14 protein-coding genes are annotated in these 16,191 nt (G+C 68.7%); 12 read left to right on the top strand and 2 right to left on the bottom strand.

Annotated features, from left to right (window positions below):
* Positions 1-104 precede the first annotated feature (104 nt).
* Genes AVW09_RS12850 through AVW09_RS12840 form a run of 3 tightly spaced genes read left to right on the top strand, consistent with a single transcriptional unit; the run spans position 105 to position 3,600 of the window.
* Positions 105-1,832: a circularly permuted type 2 ATP-grasp protein gene (locus AVW09_RS12850; RefSeq protein WP_063258443.1), complete on the top strand. Its 1,728-nt coding sequence runs from the start codon at positions 105-107 to the stop codon at positions 1,830-1,832.
* Positions 1,826-2,758, top strand: a complete 933-nt coding sequence (locus tag AVW09_RS12845) for an alpha-E domain-containing protein (protein WP_063258442.1) — start codon at positions 1,826-1,828, stop codon at positions 2,756-2,758. The genes AVW09_RS12850 and AVW09_RS12845 overlap by 7 nt, the downstream gene beginning before the upstream one ends.
* Positions 2,755-3,600 (top strand): transglutaminase family protein, encoded by an 846-nt coding sequence (locus tag AVW09_RS12840; protein ID WP_063258441.1) that lies wholly within the window; start codon positions 2,755-2,757, stop codon positions 3,598-3,600. The genes AVW09_RS12845 and AVW09_RS12840 overlap by 4 nt, the downstream gene beginning before the upstream one ends.
* Before the next feature lie 26 nt (positions 3,601-3,626).
* On the opposite strand, the gene AVW09_RS12835 is transcribed toward AVW09_RS12840, so the two are convergent.
* On the bottom strand, positions 3,627-4,625 hold the full coding sequence (locus tag AVW09_RS12835; RefSeq protein ID WP_063258440.1) for a LacI family DNA-binding transcriptional regulator: 999 nt from the start codon (positions 4,623-4,625) through the stop codon (positions 3,627-3,629).
* A 116-nt stretch (positions 4,626-4,741) separates the two neighbouring features.
* Here AVW09_RS12835 and AVW09_RS12830 point away from each other — a divergent pair, with 116 nt between their 5' ends.
* The 8 genes from AVW09_RS12830 (at position 4,742) to AVW09_RS12795 (ending at position 13,570) form a co-directional block, all read left to right on the top strand.
* Entirely contained in the window at positions 4,742-6,271 is a 1,530-nt protein-coding gene (locus AVW09_RS12830) for a sugar ABC transporter ATP-binding protein (RefSeq protein ID WP_063258439.1), read from the top strand.
* 8 nt (positions 6,272-6,279) lie between these two features.
* On the top strand, positions 6,280-7,254 hold the full coding sequence (locus tag AVW09_RS12825; protein ID WP_063258543.1) for an ABC transporter permease: 975 nt from the start codon (positions 6,280-6,282) through the stop codon (positions 7,252-7,254).
* Positions 7,251-8,339: an ABC transporter permease gene (locus tag AVW09_RS12820; protein WP_063258438.1), complete on the top strand. Its 1,089-nt coding sequence runs from the start codon at positions 7,251-7,253 to the stop codon at positions 8,337-8,339. The genes AVW09_RS12825 and AVW09_RS12820 overlap by 4 nt, the downstream gene beginning before the upstream one ends.
* 12 nt (positions 8,340-8,351) lie before the next feature.
* A complete protein-coding gene (locus tag AVW09_RS12815) occupies positions 8,352-9,404 on the top strand; it encodes a rhamnose ABC transporter substrate-binding protein (RefSeq protein ID WP_063258437.1) in 1,053 nt (350 codons plus the stop codon).
* A 69-nt stretch (positions 9,405-9,473) separates the two neighbouring features.
* Positions 9,474-10,916, top strand: coding sequence for an L-fucose/L-arabinose isomerase family protein (locus AVW09_RS12810; protein ID WP_063258436.1), 1,443 nt, complete (start codon positions 9,474-9,476; stop codon positions 10,914-10,916).
* Positions 10,917-11,246 carry a putative quinol monooxygenase gene (locus tag AVW09_RS18275; protein WP_063258435.1) on the top strand — a complete coding sequence of 110 codons (330 nt, stop codon included), beginning with the start codon at positions 10,917-10,919 and terminating at the stop codon, positions 11,244-11,246.
* Positions 11,243-11,584 carry an L-rhamnose mutarotase gene (locus AVW09_RS12800; RefSeq protein WP_063258434.1) on the top strand — a complete coding sequence of 114 codons (342 nt, stop codon included), beginning with the start codon at positions 11,243-11,245 and terminating at the stop codon, positions 11,582-11,584. The genes AVW09_RS18275 and AVW09_RS12800 overlap by 4 nt, the downstream gene beginning before the upstream one ends.
* Positions 11,585-11,629: 45 nt before the next feature.
* Complete coding sequence (locus AVW09_RS12795) at positions 11,630-13,570, top strand: BNR-4 repeat-containing protein (protein WP_063258433.1); 1,941 nt, start codon at positions 11,630-11,632, stop codon at positions 13,568-13,570.
* 204 nt (positions 13,571-13,774) lie between these two features.
* Here the strand turns inward: AVW09_RS12795 and AVW09_RS12790 are convergent, their stop codons facing one another.
* Positions 13,775-14,770 (bottom strand): LacI family DNA-binding transcriptional regulator, encoded by a 996-nt coding sequence (locus AVW09_RS12790; protein ID WP_063258432.1) that lies wholly within the window; start codon positions 14,768-14,770, stop codon positions 13,775-13,777.
* A gap of 115 nt (positions 14,771-14,885) precedes the next feature.
* On the opposite strand from AVW09_RS12790, the gene rhaI reads away from it, so the two are divergent.
* Entirely contained in the window at positions 14,886-16,052 is a 1,167-nt protein-coding gene (rhaI, locus tag AVW09_RS12785) for an L-rhamnose isomerase (RefSeq protein ID WP_063258431.1), read from the top strand.
* The last annotated feature ends 139 nt before the right edge of the window (positions 16,053-16,191 follow it).

Below are 16,191 nucleotides of genomic sequence, written 5' to 3'. Positions count from 1 at the left end.
AGGGCACCTTCGGCGGAGGCGACGGATGTCGCGCCAGCCTAGCGACGGCGGCGCGCGCCGCGGGGGAAACATCTGCGCAACACGGGCCTCGGTAGGCTCGCTGCATGGGTGACCTGTTCGACGGTTACGGCTCCACGCTGGCGCCGCGCAAGACCGCATCCGGCATCCCGGCGTACGACGAGATGTTCGGCGTCCCGGCCACCCCGGGAGATGCCGCACCCTCGCGCGAGGCGTATCGGGAGCTGTACCAGACGCTGGCGCAGATGACGCAGGAAGAGCTGCGCGGTCGCACCGACTCGCTCGCGAGCTCGTATCTCGCCCAGGGCGTCACGTTCGACTTCGCCGGCGAGGAGCGTCCGTTCCCTCTGGATGCCGTGCCCCGGGTCATCGCGTACGACGAGTGGTCGCGCATCGAGGCGGGGGTGAAGCAGCGGGTGCGGGCGCTGGAGGCCTTCCTCGACGACGCGTACGGCAACCAGCACTGCGTGCGCGACGGTGTGCTGCCCGCCGGACTCATCGCCTCGTCCCAGTACTTCTACCGTCAGGCCGCCGGCATCCGCAGCGCCAACGGCGTTCGCATCCAGGTGTCGGGGATCGACCTGATCCGCGACGAGCACGGCGAGATGCGGGTGCTGGAAGACAACGTGCGCGTGCCCTCCGGTGTCTCGTACGTCATCTCGAACCGCCGCGTCATGGCCCAGACGCTGCCCGAGCTCTTCGTCTCGATGCGCGTCCGGCCCGTCGGCGACTACCCGAACAAGCTGCTCGCGGCGCTGCGCGCGTCCGCCCCGCCCGGAATCGACGACCCGAACATCGTCGTGCTCACGCCGGGTGTGTACAACTCGGCGTACTACGAGCACACGCTGCTCGCGCGCCTCATGGGCGTCGAGCTCGTCGAGGGGCGCGACCTGCTGTGCGTCGGCGGCAAGGTGTTCATGCGTACGACCCGCGGCCCGCAGCGCGTCGACGTCATCTACCGCCGCGTCGACGACGACTTCCTCGACCCGCTGCAGTTCCGCGCCGACTCGATGCTCGGCGCCCCGGGCCTCATGCTCGCGGCGCGTCTGGGCAACGTCACGATCGCGAACGCGGTGGGCAACGGCGTCGCCGACGACAAGCTCCTCTACACGTACGTGCCCGATCTGATCCGGTACTACCTGTCCGAGGAGCCGATCCTGAAGAACGTCGACACGTGGCGCCTCGAGGATCCGGGTGCGCTCGAGGAGGTGCTCGACCGCCTCGACGAACTCGTCGTGAAGCCCGTCGACGGCTCGGGCGGCAAGGGCCTGGTCGTGGGACCGGATGCCTCGCCCGCAGAGCTCGAGAAGCTGCGGAAGCGGCTGCTCGCCGACCCCCGCGGCTGGATCGCGCAGCCGGTGGTCATGCTCTCGACCATTCCGACTCTCGTCGAGGACGGCATGCGTCCGCGGCACGCGGACCTGCGTCCGTTCGCGGTCAACGACGGCGACGACATCTGGGTGCTCCCCGGCGGCCTGACCCGCGTCGCGCTCCCCGAGGGGCAGCTCGTCGTGAACTCGAGCCAGGGCGGCGGCTCGAAGGACACCTGGGTCGTCGGCGGTTCCGCCCCCTCGCACGTCGAGTACGGCCAGGGCAACGGTGTGTCCGGCCTCGTCGCCGACCAGGCTGCCGTGACCGAAGCGATCGCTATCGTCTACGACGGGCAGCCCGCTCCCGCCACGGCACCTCGCGATCCGCGTGCCGACCGCGACCAGCAGGAGCAGCAGCAACAGGCCGATGCGGGCGTGGAGCACGGCCCGCAGGCCGAGCAGCAGCAACAGCAGCAGCAGACGGGGGAGGTGGCGTCGTGCTGAGCCGCATCGCCGAGTCGCTGTTCTGGATCGGCCGCTACATCGAGCGATCCGACGGCACCGCGCGCATCCTCGACGTCCACCTGCAGCTGCTGCTCGAAGACCCGTGGATCGATGAGGACACCGCGTGCCGGTCGCTCCTCAGCGTCATGGGGTCGCCGTTCCCCGAGAACGTCGACTCGGTCCGCCGCGAGGACGTGCTGGCGCGTCTCGCCGTCGACCGTATGAACCCGTCGAGCATCGCCTACTCGATCACCGCCGCCCGCGAGAACGCCCGCCGCGCGCGCGAGATCGTCTCGACCGAGCTGTGGGAGATCCTCAACACCACGAACTCCCGGATGCCACGGCGCCTGCAGACCGAGAAGGTGCACGAGTTCTTCCAATGGGTGCGCGAGCGCGCGGCGCTCGCGATCGGGATCGTGGACTCCTCGACCAACCGCGACGAGGCGTGGCAGTTCTTCACCCTCGGGCGGAGCATCGAGCGCACCGACATGACCGCGCGGCTGCTCGCGACCCGGTCGCTCACCGAGGTCTCGGGTCCGTCGTGGACGACGATCCTCCGCTCGTGCGGCGCGTACGAGGCGTACCTCCGGACGTATCGCGGGATGCCGAGCGCCCGCAACGCGGCCGAGTTCCTGCTCCTCGACCGCCTGTTCCCGCGGTCGATCATCTACTCCATCCAGCGCGCCGAGGACTGCATGAGCGCCATCGACCCCCGCGCCGACCGCGTCGGCCACTCCAACACCGTGCTGCGTGCCCTGGGGCAGATCCGCAACGACCTGGAGTACCGCCCGATCAGCGACATCCTCGCCGAGCTCCCCGAGCACATGCAGCGCGTGCAGACGGTGACCCGCGAGGCATCCGAGGCCATCCGGTCGCGGTTCTTCCCGACGCAGGCCGAGCCCGCGTGGATCGGAGAGATCTCGTGAAACGTCTGCGCATCGAGCACCAGACCGGGTTCGTGTACCCGGGCGATGTCGTGGCCTCGTACAACGAGGCGCGGATGCTGCCCGGCTCGACCGACAGCCAGTTCGTACTCAGCTCGTCGCTCGACATCGAGCCCTCGACGTCGGTCAACCAGTACGTCGACTACTTCGGCACCCGTGTGGCGGCGTTCGACGTGCTCTCGCCGCACGTCGGTCTGACGATCACCGCCCGCTCGCTCGTGGAGGTGCGGCCGCGCCCGATCGAGCACGCCGACATCACGTGGGAGGGGCTCCGCGAGGAGGCGGCCCGTTCCATCACGACGGTCGAGCAGCTGACGCAGACGCGCCGCACCATGCCCCACCCCGAGGTGGCGGCGCTCGCGCGCGAGATCGCGGCGCAGCACGAGCGTCCGGGTCCCGCCGCGCACGCGATCGCCGAGGCGATCGGCGACGCGATCGAGTACATGCAGGGCGTGACGGGCGTGCACTCCACGGCCGTCGACGCGTGGGAGGCCCGCAAGGGCGTGTGCCAGGACATCGCGCACATCACCCTCGGTGCTCTGCGCGAAGTCGGCATCCCGGCCCGCTACGTCTCGGGCTACCTGCACCCGAAGCCGGCGGCCGAGATCGGCGAGGCCGTGACGGGCGAGTCGCACGCGTGGGTCGAGTGGTTCGCGGGGGACTGGCAGGGCTTCGACCCCACGAACAACATCGAGATCGGCGACCGCCACGTCCTCGTCGGCCGTGGCCGCGACTACAACGACGTCCCGCCGCTGCGCGGCGTGTATGCCGGGCCCGGCAAGAGCCAGCTCAAGGTGAAGGTGACGATCACGCGCGAGACGTGACGGTTCTCGTCCACGGCGGCAGTCGCTCAGGAGCCTAGAGGGGCGGATTCGCGCACCACGAGGTGAGGCTCGAAGATCATCGTGGAGTGGCGGTGAGCATCGCCTTCGTCGATCTCGCTGAGCACTTTCGTTACCGCTTCCGCGCCGAGTGCGGCTTTTGGCTGTGCGACGGTGGTGATGCTGGTGTCGCCCTCCACTGCGAGAGCGAGGTCGCCGTACCCCACGACCGATGCGTCGAGGGGAGTGCGTAGTCCTCGATCTCGGAGTCCGCGGATGACCCCGAGAGCGAGTTGATCGTTCGTGCAGAAGACGCGCCGCGGGGCCCCGCTGTCGGCGATCTCCCGGCCGATGCGGACACCCTCGTCGACGGTCATGTGCGGGCTCGTGAACTCGATGACCGCGCTTCGATCGGCGGCTGTGTCGAGCACACCGCGCCGTCGGTCGCGACACTGAGGTATCGAGACGGGGCCGTTCACCAGGGTGAGTCCCTCGCCGCCAGCGGACAGCAGATGCCGCGTCGCGAGAGCGCCACCGGCGACGTCGTCGACCGCGACGGCGCACCCGTCGTGCTGGTCGACCACGCGGTCGACCAGCACGAGGTGCGTTCCCACCATGCGCAGCTGCCGTAGACGCGGGCCCGACGCGCTGTACGGGACGACGATCGCCCCGGCGGCACGCTGTTCGGCGAGCATCTCGAAGTGCGAGAGTTCGACGGCGGCATCGTCGTGGCTGACGCAGAGGGCGACGGCGTATCCGCGGCGGCCGGCGGCCACCGCGATGGCCTCGGTGATGGCGGCGTAGAACGGGTTGACCAGCTCGGGGACCACGACGCCGAGAAGCTTGTTCGATCCGCTGCGGAGCGTCGCAGCGGCGCGGTTGGGAACGAAGTCCAGTCGCTGCATGGTCTGCAGGACACGCTCGCGGGTCGCGGTCGCCACGAGGTGCGGACGGTTGATGGTGTTCGAGACGGTCGCCACGGAGACCCCGGCGGCCTCTGCGACCCGTGAGAGCCCGATGCCTTTCATTCGTCCCCGTCCGAGCGGTTTGCCGCTCAATGCTTGTGCTCCGCCAGGTTGACGGCTGCGCGTTCTTGGCTATAGTAAACCCGAATTTAATCGATTAAAAACGGAGAAGCTGGACAATGAAGCCCGAGCAGACCTCGCCACCGCCCGACCTCGACGTGCTGCGTCTGCGGTCGGCGGTGAAGACCTTCGGACCCGTCGTGGCGCTCGCGGACGGATCCATCGACCTGCGAGCGGGAGAGATCCACGCCCTGGTCGGTGAGAACGGCGCCGGCAAGTCGACTCTGGTGAAGATCCTGGCCGGTGTTCACGCTCCCGACGCCGGGGAATTCTTCGTCGCGGGCGCTCCGGTCGCCTTCCGATCGGTGGCCGACAGCAAGGCTGCGGGTATCTCCGTCATCTACCAGGAGCCGACCCTGTTCCCCGATCTCTCGGTGGCGGAGAACATCTTCATCGGGCGACAGCCCCGCGGGCGGTTGGGACTAATCGACCGAGGTGCGATGCGTGCGGCCGCGGCCGAGCTCTTCGCCAGCCTCGGTGTCCCGATCGATCCCGATCGGCCGGCGGAAGGGCTCTCCATCGCGGATCAGCAGATCATCGAGATCGCCAAAGCCATCTCCCTGGATGCTCGCGTGCTCGTGATGGACGAGCCGACCGCCGCGCTCAGCGGCGCCGAGGTGGACCGTTTGTTCGTGGTCGCTCGTCGCCTCCGCGACCAGGGCGCCGCCATCCTCTTCATCTCGCATCGCTTCGACGAAGTGTTCGACCTGACCGACCGGATCACGGTGATGCGCGACGGTCGCTACATCTCCACGCACGAGACGAGCCGGACCGACGTACCCACGATCGTTCGGGCGATGGTGGGCCGCGACGTCGACACGCTGTTCCCGAAGGAGCCGGCCCGGATCGGCGAGCCCGTCCTCACGGTGCGCGGGCTCACCCGAGCGGGCGTGTTCGCCGACGTCGACCTGGACGTGCGTGCCGGCGAGATCGTCGGTCTGGCAGGACTCGTCGGCGCGGGGCGGACCGAGGTGGCCCGCGCGATCTTCGGCATCGACCCGTACGACGAGGGCTCGGTCGTCTTCGCCGGGTCCGCGCTGCCGCAGCGTGCCCCGGATGCGGCCATCCGGGCCGGCATCGGCTTCGTGCCCGAGGACCGCCGGAAGCAGGGACTGGTGATGGACCTCTCGGTAGCGCGCAACATCACCCTCACCCTTCGGCGCTCGCTCAGCCGCTTCGGCATCATCGATGCCGCGGCCGAGCGACGGACAGCCGACGACTGGGCGGGTCGACTGCAGGTGAAGGCGGGCTCCCCGCGCATCGCCGTCTCGACTCTCTCCGGCGGTAATCAGCAGAAGATCGTGCTCGCGAAGTGGCTCGCCAACGACCCCAAGCTCCTCATCGTCGACGAACCGACGCGCGGCATCGACGTCGGCACGAAGTCCGAGGTGCATCGCTTGCTGTCAGATCTCGCGGGGCGGGGCATCGCGATTCTGATGATCTCGTCGGAACTGCCGGAGGTCCTCGGCATGTCCGATCGGGTGCTCGTCATGTGCGAGGGACGCATCAGCGGCCGTTTCGATCGAGCGGAGGCCACGAGCGAGAACGTGATGCACGCCGCCACAGCCGTCGAGGGAGCTCGCGCATGAAGGGCCTGATGAAAGCCACCCGACTCCGAGAGCTCCCCGTCGCGGGGGCACTCGTCCTTCTCATCGTCGTGACGACGCTGATCAATCCACGCTTTCTGACACCCCAGAGCGTGAAGGATCTGCTTCTCAACGCCACCATCCTGATGATCCTGGCCGCGGGACAGGCCCTGGTCCTCATCACGCGCAACGTCGATCTGTCCGTGGGGTCGATCCTCGGCATCACGGGGTTCCTCACCGGCACCCTCTTCGCCACGGTCCCCGGCATCCCCATCCCGGTGGTCTTCGTCATCGCGATGGTCGTCGGGGCCCTCCTCGGCGCGGTCAACGGCCTGCTCGTGACCTTCGCGGGTGTGCCCGCGCTCGTGATCACGCTGGGGACGTTGTACATCTACCGGGGCATCAACAATGCTTGGGCGGGCGGCAAGGAGTACTTCTCGGGCGACCGCCCTGTCGCGTTCGGCGATCTGTCCGTCGACACCGTCCTTGGTTTCCCGATCATCACGTTGATCGCGCTCGCGGTGATCGCTGTCCTGGCCGTGTCGCTCGGCTACACCAGGCGCGGCCGCGACCTCTACGCCATCGGGTCGGATCCCGACGCCGCGAAACTGTTCGGCATCCCCCTCGCGCGCCGCGTGTTCTCGGCGTTCGTCCTCAACGGGTTGCTGGCCGGCCTGGCCGGCGTCCTCTACGCATCGCGCTTCAGCTCGGTGGGAGCGACGACCGGCACCGGACTCGAGCTCGACGTCGTCGCGGCCGCGGTCGTGGGAGGCGTCGCGATCTTCGGTGGCAGCGGCACCGTGGCGGGTGCGGCGATCGGAGCCGTGCTGCTCACCACCATCACGAGCTCGCTCACCGCACTGCGCGTGGACAAGTTCTGGCAACAGGCGGTGGTCGGCATCCTCATCCTTGCCGCCATCGTCATCGATCGCGTCGCGACCCTGCGCGCCGCACGCACGCTCCGACTGAGTGAGGCCCGCAAATGACCAGCGCACCCACCGCCACGTTCACCATTACCGAGGAGACACGCGTCCGCACGGGTCTTTCGCGTCTGCTCCTCAGCCGCGACGGACTCTTCGTGGCGGTGCTCCTACTGCTCGTCCTCGTCGCGTGTCTGTTCGTACCGCGCTTCGCGTCCCCCGTGACGACGGGATACCTGTTGCTGAACGCCATGCCGGCGCTGCTGATCGCCCTGCCGATGACGCTCATCATCATCACGGGCGAGATCGACCTCTCCGTCGCGAGCATCGTGGCGATGTCGACGGTGACGGTCGGCACCCTCACCACGGCCGGATGGCCGTTCGGTGCGGCGGCGGCCGCGGCGATCGTCGTCGGTCTCATCGCGGGTGCCGTGAACGGCGTGCTCATCGCCTTCGTCGGGCTCCCCTCTCTCGCCGTCACGATCGGTACGCTCGCGCTGTTCCGTGGACTGGCGCTCGTGGTCATCGGTGATCGATCGGTCTCGGCCAGCTCGTATCCGGATGCCGCGATCGAGCTGGTCGGCGCGAAGCTGGGGGGAACCGGCATCCCCGTCCTGGCGATCGCCGTCGCGGCGGCTGTGGCGATCTTCGCGATCGTCCTGCACGCGACCCCGTTCGGCCGCGGGTTGTTCGCGGTGGGGTACAGCAAGGAGGCGGCCCGTTTCGTCGGCATCCGTGTTCCGCGCGTGAAGTTCGTGCTCTACGTGCTGAGCGGTCTGATGTGCGGCGTGGTCGGGGTGTTCTGGGCGCTGTCGTACAGCGCGCGCAGCGACAGCGCGTCGGGGCTCGAGCTCACCGTGATCGCCGCCGTGCTGCTCGGTGGCGTGTCGATCTTCGGCGGTCGGGGTTCCATCCTCGGCGCAGTCACGGGAGTGCTCGTCATCGCGGTCGTCACGTACGCGATGCGGCTGCAGCGGATCCCCGACGTGACTCTCGTCATCGTCACGGGCGCCCTTCTCATCGTTTCCGTCGTCGGCCCGAGCATCTTCGCCGCGGTCCGTCGCTCTCTGCACGTGCGTCGCGTGCAGCGCACACTTCCCCGACCCGCCCGGGCCGGGGCCGAGAACGCCCCGCACCGGCGTCTCACCTGAAAGGAAAAAACAATGACGTTCCTCCGCACTCACCGCCCACGCCACCGCGCCCTCGTCGCGGCGGGCGCCGTGGCCGCGCTCGCCCTCGTTCTCAGCGCCTGCTCCGGGGCGGGAACCGCATCCGGGGGAGGCGACGGCGGCGATACCACGCTGTCGTTCATCCCGAAGAATCTCAACAACCCGTACATCACCCTCGAACTCTCCGGGGCCAAGTCGGCGGCCGAGGAGCTCGGATTCACCTACGCCGAGGCCGCTCCGCTGGACGCCGGCGCAGACAGCCAGATCCCCTTCATCCAGACGGAGGTGCAGAACGGCACCAAGATCATCGCCGTCTCGCCGAACGATCCCGACGCGGTCTGCCCGGCCCTCGAGGACGCCCGGACCGGCGGGGCCAAGATCATCACGTTCGACTCCGACTCGGCGGCGGAGTGCCGCGACCTCTTCATCAATCAGGTCGCCGTCGAGGACGTCGCCAAGGGGCAGCTCGAGCAGCTCTACGACCAGATCGGCGGCACAGGCGACATCGCGATCCTCTCGGCCACGGCTGCGGCACCCAACCAGAACGCCTGGATCGAAGCCATGAAGGCCGAGATCGCGAGCAACCCCGACTACGAGTGGAACCTCGTCGCCACGGTGTACGGCGACGACGACGACACGAAATCCTTCCAGGAAGCGCAGGGCCTGCTGCAGTCCTACCCCAACCTGAAGGGCATCATCTCGCCGACGACGGTGGGCATCGCCGCCACCGCGCGTTACCTGTCGACCTCCGAGTACAAGGGCAAGGTCGCGCTCGTCGGTCTCGGGCTCCCCGGTCAGATGAAGGAGTACCTGACGGACGGAACCGTGAAGGAGTTCGCTCTTTGGGACCCGTCGGAGGTCGGTTACCTGACGGCATACGCCGGTAAGGCGCTGGTGGATGGCACCATCACCGGCGCGGAGGGTGACACCTTCGAAGCCGGCAAGCTCGGAACCTACACCGTCGGCGCGAACGGTCTCGTCCTAGTAGGAGAGCTGCTCAAGTTCAACGCCGAGAACATCGACCAGTACGACTACATCACATTCTGATTCCCTCCCCCGGGTGGCAGCGGGAATGCTGCCACCCGGGGGGCCTCGCTCGACGAAAGCTGACGCTCCATGACGTTCCCCGCGGCCTCGCTGGCCACCCTCCTTCCCCCGCGCCAGAGGCGCAAGCCGCGTATCGGTCTCGTCGCGGGAGGCCTCGGCACCTACTGGCCGCAGTTCCCCGACCTCCTTCCCCAGTTGCAGGAGTCCGCTCGTTACGTCTCCGAACGGTTCGCGGGGATGGATGCCGACGTGACGGACGTCGGCTTCATCTCGGACGCGCAAGAGGGTGCCGCCGCGGCGGAGACCCTCCGCCAGGCCGACTGCGACCTCATCGTCCTCTTCCTGACCACCTACTTGACCAGTTCGATGGTGCTTCCCATCGCGCAGCGCGCGGATGCCCCCGTGCTGATCATCGACCTGCAACCCACGGAGCGGATGGATCACGCCGGCTTCGACACGGGGGCCTGGTTGGCCTACTGCGGTCAGTGCCCCGTGCCCGAGGTGGGCAACGTCTTCCGCCGCGCCGGGGTGCCGTTCCGATCGGTGTCGGGGTGGTTGCGTCAGGAGTCGGCATGGGAGCGGATCGAACGCTGGATCCACGCCGCCCACGTTCGGGCGGCGCTGCGTCACGCCCGCCACGGTCTGATGGGCCACCTCTATCCGGGCATGCTGGATGTGTCGACCGATCTGACCCTGCTGCCGGCGACGTTCGGATCGCACGTGGAGGTGCTGGAGTTCGACGATCTGCGTGTGCGGGTCGCCGAGGTCACCGACGCGCAGGCGCGAGAGCGGATGCAGATGGCCTCCCAGATCTTCTCCCTCGACGACTCCGTGGTGGACGACGACTTCCTCTGGGGGGCCCGCGTGTCGGTCGGTCTCGATCGGCTCGTGGACGACTTCGATCTCGACTCCCTGTCGTACTACCACCGCGGTCTCGGCGGAGAGCTGCACGAACAACTTGGTGCCGGCATGATCCTCGGAGCCTCCCTGCTCACCGCGCGGGGGATACCGACCACCGGCGAATACGAACTGCGGACGACCGTCGCTCAGTTGGCGACGCAGGTCATCGGCGCGGGCGGATCGTTCTGCGAGATCCAGGCGCTGAACTTCGACGACGACGTGGTCGAAATGGGTCACGACGGGCCCGCCCATCTGGCCGTGTCGGCGCGTGAACCGCTTCTGCGCGGGCTCGGGGTGTTCCACGGCAAACGCGGATGGGGAGTATCGGTCGAGTTCGACGTCGAGCCGGGCCCGGTAACGCTCCTCGGTCTCGGCCAGGATCGCGACGGATCGCTGGTGTTCGTTGCATCCGAGGGCCGGGTCGTGCCCGGCCCGCTGCTGGCGATCGGGAACACGACGAGCCGCGTCGACTTCGGTCGCGATCCCGGGGAATGGGTCGATGCCTGGTCGGCCACGGGCGTCGGGCACCACTGGAGCCTGTCCATCGGGCACCGGGCGCAGACCTACCGCGCCGCCGCTTCGCTTCTCGGCATCGAATACCGGGTGGTGTGAATGACCGTCACGGTGGTCGCCGTCCTCACGGCAAAGGTCGGGCGGGCAGGTGAGCTGATCGACGCGTTCGAGAAGGTCTCGCCCCTCGTGCACGCGGAGGAGGGCTGCGAGACGTACGCCGCTCATCGGGAAAGGGACGGTGATGCCGTCGTGATGTTCGAACGATGGGCGACCGCGGCCGCCCTCGACGCCCACGCGACGGGCGAACCTCTCGCCCGGCTCAACGAGCTGATCGCGGACGTCCTGGTCCGTCCCTACGATGTCTGGTTCCTGGATGCCGTCCCCCTGGGGGACGAGCAGAAGGGGCGCGTCCCGGGAGGACGGCGGTGAACCGCTACTGCTTCACGTTGCGTGTGCTCGCCGAGCATCTGGGGGAGTACCGGCGGCACCACGAGGCCGTCTGGCCCGAGATGCAGCAGGCGCTCCGAGAGACCGGGTGGCGCAACTACTCGCTCTTCCTTCGTCCCGATGGCCTTCTCATCGGATATGTGGAGTCGCTTCTCGGATTCGACGAGCTGCAGGCCGCGATGGGCGCGCGCGAGGTCAACGCGCGTTGGCAGGCTGAGATGGCGCGCTTCTTCGACTCCTCGGAGGGGACGCCCGACACCGGACTCCAGCTCGTGCCGATGGTCTTCCACCTCGACGCGCGGCCTCCCGCCGACGACTGAACCGCGACCGGGGCGGATTCCCGGAACCGATACCGAAGGAAGAAAATGCAACGACGCATTCGTTCCGCAGCGGCCCTCTCTTTCGCCGCAGCCATTCTCACCGCCCTGCTCGTCCCCGTGACCGCGGACGCCGCAACAGCCGCGGCTCCGACACCCGCGGCGATACGCCAGGGGGACTGGATCCTCGATCCCGCCGCTCGTGGCGTGGTGACGTACGAGGGAACGGTCAACATCGCCAGCTTCCAACAGGAGGGACTGCTCACCTACAACGGGTTCCAGTACGCCGCCTGGTTCCAAGCCGACAAGCAGGTCGCGCTGTCGAGGCGGGCGCTGCCCACCGGTGCGTGGCAGAGCATCGAGATGCCGCAATTCCTCGACATCGACGACTCGCACAACGTCATCTCGATGGGGGTGTCGCCCGCGGACGGCCGACTGCACCTCGTGCTGGGAACCCACGCGTCGAGCCTGCGGTACATCCGCAGCATTCCCGGACTCCTCACCCGTCCCGCGACGGTTCCCTGGAGTGCGTCCTCGTTCCTGCCCGAGTCCCTCGGCCTCCCGGGAGCCGCAGGGGCACCGACGACGGGTACGTATCCCGTCTTCGAGACCACCTCGGCGGGCCAGCTGTACTTCACGTGGCGCGAGGGCGCGTCCGACAACGGACGTAACCAGCTCGCGCGCTATGACGCGGTGGCGGGGTCGTGGACATTCGTCGGTGCCTTCACCTCCTCCACCGGAAGCTACTCGTCGCAGTGGGGCACGTCGACGAATCGATACGCGTATCTCCACGGATTCGAGGAGAATCCGCGCACCAAAGAATTGACGGCGACCTGGTCGTGGCGCGAGAACAAGGCCGCGTGGTGCGACCCCAACGGCCTCGGCAATCACGATCTGGGGTACGCCACGAGCTCCGATGGCGGCAAGACGTGGAAGAACTCGGCCGGTGCGACGATCGGCGTCGCGGGCACGGCCGACCTGATCTCCGTGACCGACCCGCACGTGGTCGTTCCCATCGGCATCAATCGCGGGCTGATCAATCAGGAGTCGATGACCTTCGATGCGCAGGGGCGTCCCCACGTGCTGACGAGCTCTTTCTCCGACGCCGACCTCGCGGCGATCGGCGGGTGCCACCGGCAGACCTACACGCAGCGAGCGCAGTACGCCAAGCCGTTCCACCACTGGCGTGAGGCCGACGGCACGTGGAGGAGTCTCGAACTCCCCTTCTACAACAACAGTGCCGGTCGCTCGCGACTGCTGTTCGATGCGAACGACACCGCTTACGTCGTGCTTCCCGACGCCCGCATCGTCGCGTCCACCGCGGCCAGCGGGTGGACGGACTGGAGGACCGTCTTCGACGACCCCGCCGTCGACAACATCGCCGAGCTCATCGTGGACCGCACCCGCTTGTCGACCGAATCGGTCCTGAGCGTGGCGTACCAGGAACGGCCGGTGGCCAACGCTCCGTCGGCGTTCCGCGTGGCGGACTTCTCCATCGTTGCGGGCGCCGCCTCTCAGCCCCGGTCGACGACCCCTCAGGCAGCTCCCACTCCCTACGTGCCGGTCACCCGAACGGCGGCGGCCTCGAGCGCACAGCCCGGGTACGCCGCGTCGAACGCCGTCGACGGCTCGACCTCCAGCTTCTGGGTCTCCGGGGGCACCACGGACGGAGCCGGGCCGCAGCCGTCCCGACCCGAAGTGCTAACCGTCACCTACGGGCGGGCCCAGAGCTTCGACACCGTGACGGTTGCCCCGCGCAATGCGACGTCGGGCATCCGGGCGTTCGGCATCGAAGCCCGGGTGAACGGAAACTGGGTGCGGCTGGCGGACGTGACACAGGGGCGCGTGAGCGCGAGCCATACCGTGCCGCTCACCACCGCCGATGCGATCCGATTGGTGATCACCGCGGCGTGGGACAACGACCGCACCCCCGAGATGGCGCGCAACGTGCAGGTCAGCGAGGTCTCCGTGATCCGTCAGCAGTTCTGAGTCGATCCGGTGCGCACGCGGTCGCCCTCGGCCCGATCGCGTGCGCACCTTCGATGCTGCGTCCTCACGACTCGCTGCCGCGGGCGGACCAGGTGTCGTCGCCGAGGAGCCGTCCGAGTTCCGGATGCAACTGGCGGAGATCGGCATCCTGTGACGAGCGGCGAGGCCGGTCCCCGGCGCGCGGGGCCGGCCTCGCGATCGTGCTCAGCCGCCCGTCGAGGCGCGGATGACGAGTTCGGGCCGGAACCGGACCCGACGGGGGGCGGCGTCGGGATCGGCGACGGATTCGAGCAGCAGATCGATCGCGGTCGCGCCGATCTCGCGCGCCGGCTGGCGCACCGACGACAGCGGCACCACCGTCGATTGCGCGAAGTCGATGTCGTCGTAGCCGATGAGTGCGAGGTCGGCCGGCACCCGGATCGCCCCGAGGATCGCCGACCCCTGCAGCACGCCGACGGCGAGCAGATCGTTGGCGCAGAAAGCGGCATCCGGTCGATCCTCGGGACGGCGGGCGGCGAATCCCTCGCCCACCTCGCGCCCCGCGAGGACGGTCAGTGCGGGCTTCTCGATGATCTCGAGCTGCGCGCCCGGGACCTCGGCGAGGGCGCGTCGTGCGCCCGCGAGGCGGTCGGCCACCTGGCGCACGGCGAGCGGCCCGCCGACGAAAGCGAGTCGGCGACGACCCCCCTGCAGGAGGTGGCGGGTGGCGAGGTAGCCGCCCTCCACGTCGTCGACCGCGACCGAGGGGAGGGTCCCGTCGGGCGAGTCGCCATCCATCAGGACGAGCGGGATGCCGGCGTGCCCCAGCGTCGCGGCGCCGGGATCGCTCGGGGTCAGGAGCACACCGCGCACGCGCTGCTCGCGGAAGAGGTCGAGGTAGGCGCCCTCGCGCGCGCCGTGCTGCCCGCTGTTGCCGAGCAGGACCGACAGGCCTTCGGCGTCGGCGCGCTCCTCCACTCCGCGCGCGACCTCCGCGAAGAACGGGTTGGCGCTGTCGAGGACGATGAGCCCGACCGAGCGGCTCTGTCCCGCGCGCAGTTGGCGGGCGGCGTCGTTGCGGACGAATCCGAGATCCTCGATCGTCGCGTGGACGCGTTCGAGGATCGCGGGCGAGACCTTCTCCGGCCGGTTGAGCACGTTCGAGACGGTTCCGACGGAGACCCCGGCGGCGGCCGCCACGTCCTTGATGCTCGCTGACACCGGTGCCTCCTCCGCTTGACGAGTCGAAGCTTCCACACTACAGTCTGAAACGATTCACAATCTGAAACGATTCACGCGTTTCGGCCGCCCCCACCGTCGTGGAAATGGACCGCCCATGAGCACCCTCACCCCCGAGATCCTGTCGACCCTCGAAGGCCAGGCGATCGAACTGCCGTCGTGGGCGTTCGGCAACTCCGGCACGCGCTTCCGCGTGTTCCCGACCGCGGGCACCCCGCGCGACCCCTTCGAGAAGATCGCGGATGCCGCCCAGGTCCACCGCCTCACGGCGCTCGCCCCGACCGTGGCGCTGCACATCCCGTGGGATCTCGTCGACGACTTCGGTGCGCTTCGCCGTCATGCCGAAGACCTCGGCGTGAAGCTCGGCACGATCAACTCCAACACGTTCCAGGACGAGGACTACAAGTTCGGCGCCCTCACCCACCACGACGAGCGCATCCGCCGCAAGGCCATCGACCACCACCTCGCCTGCATCGACGTGATGGATGCCACGGGCTCGCGGGATCTGAAGATCTGGCTCGCCGAGGGGTCGAACTACCCCGGTCAGAACGACATGCGCGGCCGCCAGGACCGCCTGCAGGACTCGCTGCAGCAGATCTACGCCCGGCTCGGCGACGACCAGCGCCTGGTCCTGGAGTACAAGTTCTTCGAGCCGTCGTTCTACCACACCGACGTTCCCGACTGGGGAACCTCGTACGCGCAGGTCGCCGCGCTGGGCGACAAGGCGCTCGTGTGCCTCGACACCGGCCACCACGCGCCCGGCACGAACATCGAGTTCATCGTCATGCAGCTGCTGCGGCTGGGGAAGCTCGGGTCGTTCGACTTCAACTCGCGCTTCTACGCCGACGACGACCTCATCGTGGGGGCCGCCGACCCGTTCCAGCTCTTCCGCATCCTCACGGAGGTCGTCCGCGGTGGGGGCCTCAACAATCCCGACGTCGCGTTCATGCTCGATCAGTGCCACAACATCGAGGACAAGATCCCCGGCCAGATCCGCTCGGTGCTCAACGTGCAGGAGATGTCCGCGCGCGCCCTGCTCGTCGACCGTGACGCGCTGACGGCGGCCCAGCAGACGAACGACGTCCTCACCGCCAACGCGGTGCTGATGGACGCCTTCTACACCGACGTCCGTCCCGCGCTCGCCGAGTGGCGCGAGTCGCGCGGGCTCCCCGCCGATCCGATGGCCGCGTTCGCGGCATCCGGGTACCTGCCCCGCATCGCCGAGGAGCGCGTCGGCGGCACCCAGGCCGGCTGGGGCGCCTGATCCAGACCCACCGGGGCGGCGCCCTGAATCCGTCGCCCCGGTGTCCACCCCGCTCCCGCCCCGCGCCGGGCGACCCCCACATGGCTTGAGTGTCCACGACACGCGGATGCGCCCCGCAGGCATCCGCGTGTTCTGGACA

Origin of the sequence: Microbacterium sp. T32 (assembly GCF_001619615.1) — a bacterium.
In the GTDB taxonomy this organism is placed as follows: domain Bacteria; phylum Actinomycetota; class Actinomycetes; order Actinomycetales; family Microbacteriaceae; genus Microbacterium.
This window is presented reverse-complemented; position numbering and strand designations above follow the sequence as displayed.

What these genes read in the sequence shown, in the direction of transcription:
- AVW09_RS12810 (WP_063258436.1), top strand. Translation starts at nt 9,474, where the DNA reads ATGACGTTCCCCGCGGCCTCGCTGGCCACCCTCCTTCCCCCGCGCCAG.
- AVW09_RS12850 (WP_063258443.1), top strand. Translation starts at nt 105, where the DNA reads ATGGGTGACCTGTTCGACGGTTACGGCTCCACGCTGGCGCCGCGCAAG.
- AVW09_RS12825 (WP_063258543.1), top strand. Translation starts at nt 6,280, where the DNA reads ATGAAAGCCACCCGACTCCGAGAGCTCCCCGTCGCGGGGGCACTCGTC.
- rhaI (WP_063258431.1), top strand. Translation starts at nt 14,886, where the DNA reads ATGAGCACCCTCACCCCCGAGATCCTGTCGACCCTCGAAGGCCAGGCG.
- AVW09_RS12820 (WP_063258438.1), top strand. Translation starts at nt 7,251, where the DNA reads ATGACCAGCGCACCCACCGCCACGTTCACCATTACCGAGGAGACACGC.
- AVW09_RS18275 (WP_063258435.1), top strand. Translation starts at nt 10,917, where the DNA reads ATGACCGTCACGGTGGTCGCCGTCCTCACGGCAAAGGTCGGGCGGGCA.
- AVW09_RS12835 (WP_063258440.1), bottom strand. Translation starts at nt 4,625, where the DNA reads ATGAAAGGCATCGGGCTCTCACGGGTCGCAGAGGCCGCCGGGGTCTCC.
- AVW09_RS12795 (WP_063258433.1), top strand. Translation starts at nt 11,630, where the DNA reads ATGCAACGACGCATTCGTTCCGCAGCGGCCCTCTCTTTCGCCGCAGCC.
- AVW09_RS12815 (WP_063258437.1), top strand. Translation starts at nt 8,352, where the DNA reads ATGACGTTCCTCCGCACTCACCGCCCACGCCACCGCGCCCTCGTCGCG.
- AVW09_RS12830 (WP_063258439.1), top strand. Translation starts at nt 4,742, where the DNA reads ATGAAGCCCGAGCAGACCTCGCCACCGCCCGACCTCGACGTGCTGCGT.